Here is a 2,194-nt window from a genome sequence, read left to right as displayed (position 1 = left end):
TTTACCGCGCGCGAGGTTTTTCTGAATACCGGGTGGCAAGGCGGGCCCGGGGCTCCAGTAGTCACGATAACCACCCACGATGCCAAGGACGTTACCGTGGTCGATGCTCGGGCCGTGACTCCAATCGCCCCCCCCTGAACCTTTCCCCTTGTTTCCATGGCCGGAGTTGCCATGGTCCTGGTTGTATTGTGGATTTCCCTTGCCACCTCCCTGGCCTTTCCCGTTTCCCGGGTCGGCCAATGCAGTCACTGAACCAGACACCAAGGCAAGACACGTCATAGCGGCGATCAACGAGCGAGATCTAAACATATCCATTCTCTCCGAAAGGGGATGTCCCCTGAAGAATGTAGACGGCTATGGCGGTATTAGTTCAGCAACAGTGTTTACTGGAAGTAAGGCGCCGAGTTGGCGTTTTTGAGGATTTTGCAAAAGCCAGGTAAATCGCGGACAACAAAAAAGGGCCCACCTTTCGGTGAGCCCTTCCAGACCGCCCAGCAGAGCGGATTTTGTTTGGTAGGCGCGATTGGACTCGAACCAACGACCCCCACCATGTCAAGGTGGTGCTCTAACCAACTGAGCTACGTGCCTGCTGTGAGGCGGCATTCTACGGAATTCCGGAGGGGTGTCAACACCTTTTTTTCACCTAACCCTATGAATATGCAAAATATTTAATTTCGCTGTGGCAAAGAAGATTTTCCGGTGGCTGGCGGTCGATTTTTAACTCGGGTAGGATCAATGCACTCGTAAAATATATTAAACAGAGGCTGCAGGATGGCGAACACTCCCTACCCAGAGTCCTATTACGCCGCGTCGGCCAATGCAGCGCCAGCGCGCCCGGCCTTGCAGGATGATGTAGAGACTGATGTCTGTGTAATCGGCGCCGGTTACACCGGCCTGTCCTCTGCCCTGTTCCTGCTGGAAAACGGTTTCAAGGTTACGGTGCTGGAAGCCGCCAAGGTCGGTTTCGGTGCGTCGGGACGCAACGGTGGCCAGATCGTTAACAGCTACAGCCGTGATATCGATGTGATTGAGCGCAGCGTCGGCCCCAAGCAAGCTCAGTTGCTGGGGCAGATGGCGTTCGAAGGTGGGCGGATCATTCGTGAACGAGTGGCCAAATATAATATCCAGTGCGACTTGAAGGATGGCGGTGTGTTCGCCGCCATTACCGACAAGCAGATGGGCCATCTGGAGTCTCAGAAGCGCCTGTGGGAGCGTTTCGGTCACACGCAGCTTGAGCTGTTGGATCAGCGTCGCATCCGCGAGGTAGACTACTGCGTCGAAGACTGTAACTACCTGCTCGACTACTACCGCCTGAGCGCCGACAAACGCCTGATATTTGGTGGCGGCGTGGTGTATGGCGCGCGGGACCCGGCGAACATCGAGGCGATCATTCGACCGAAGATGCTCAAGGCCTTCCCGCAACTCAAGGACGTGAAGATCGATTACGCCTGGACCGGCAATTTCCTGCTGACCCTGTCGCGTCTTCCTCAGGTCGGGCGACTGGGCGATAACATCTACTACTCCCAGGGCTGCAGTGGCCACGGCGTGACGTATACGCACCTGGCGGGCAAGGTATTGGCCGAAGCATTGCGTGGTCAGGCTGAACGCTTCGACGCCTTCGCCGACCTCCCCCACTACCCGTTCCCCGGCGGGCAATTGCTGCGCACACCGTTCGCAGCGTTGGGCGCCTGGTATTACGGATTGCGGGACAAGCTCGGGGTCTGATCGACCGACTCAGGAGCGGCGACTTCTTGTAGCGAAGTCGCCGTCGAAGCCCAACAGATGTCAGTGGCGCGCAAAGTGRCTCGGCCGTTGTAGCGCCGAGACTGGATGCAGAAGGATCAGAGCGCAAAGGCGCGAAAGAAGAAAAAGCCAAATCGCAGACACAAAAAACCCCGGTCTTTCGACCAGGGTCTTTGCTATCGACTCGAAGATTGCCAACGGCCTTCTTCGTAGCTTCAAGGCGTTCAGTGGGCCTTGAGGCAGATATGGCGCAGCGGACGGGACTCGAACCCGCGACCCCCGGCGTGACAGGCCGGTATTCTAACCGACTGAACTACCGCTGCGCGTCGGTGGAGGCTTTTCAGCTTCCCTCTTGCTTACACAAGAGTCTCAAGAGTTGGTGGGTGATGACGGGATCGAACCGCCGACATTCTGCTTGTAAGGCAGACGCTCTCCCAGCTGAGCTAATCAC

2 protein-coding genes and 2 tRNA genes are annotated in these 2,194 nt (G+C 57.0%); 1 reads left to right on the top strand and 3 read right to left on the bottom strand.

Annotation, left to right across the window (positions count from 1 at the left end):
- On the bottom strand, window positions 1-309 hold a 309-nt coding region (locus AC1DLB_RS29470), incomplete at its 3' end, for an anti-virulence regulator CigR family protein (RefSeq protein WP_477786238.1).
- A 202-nt stretch (window positions 310-511) separates the two neighbouring features.
- Window positions 512-588 (bottom strand) — tRNA-Val (locus AC1DLB_RS29465).
- Between the two features lie 183 nt (window positions 589-771).
- Here AC1DLB_RS29465 and AC1DLB_RS29460 point away from each other — a divergent pair.
- Window positions 772-1,725 (top strand): NAD(P)/FAD-dependent oxidoreductase, encoded by a 954-nt coding sequence (locus tag AC1DLB_RS29460; protein ID WP_477786237.1) that lies wholly within the window; start codon window positions 772-774, stop codon window positions 1,723-1,725.
- 264 nt (window positions 1,726-1,989) lie between these two features.
- On the opposite strand, the gene AC1DLB_RS29455 is transcribed toward AC1DLB_RS29460, so the two are convergent.
- Window positions 1,990-2,066, bottom strand: a tRNA-Asp gene (locus tag AC1DLB_RS29455).
- Between the last annotated feature and the right edge of the window lie 128 nt (window positions 2,067-2,194).

The sequence above is a fragment of the Pseudomonas sp. 05N434 genome, assembly GCF_056396965.1.
Note: the sequence above shows the minus strand (reverse complement) of the source record. Positions and strands in the feature narration are given on the sequence as shown.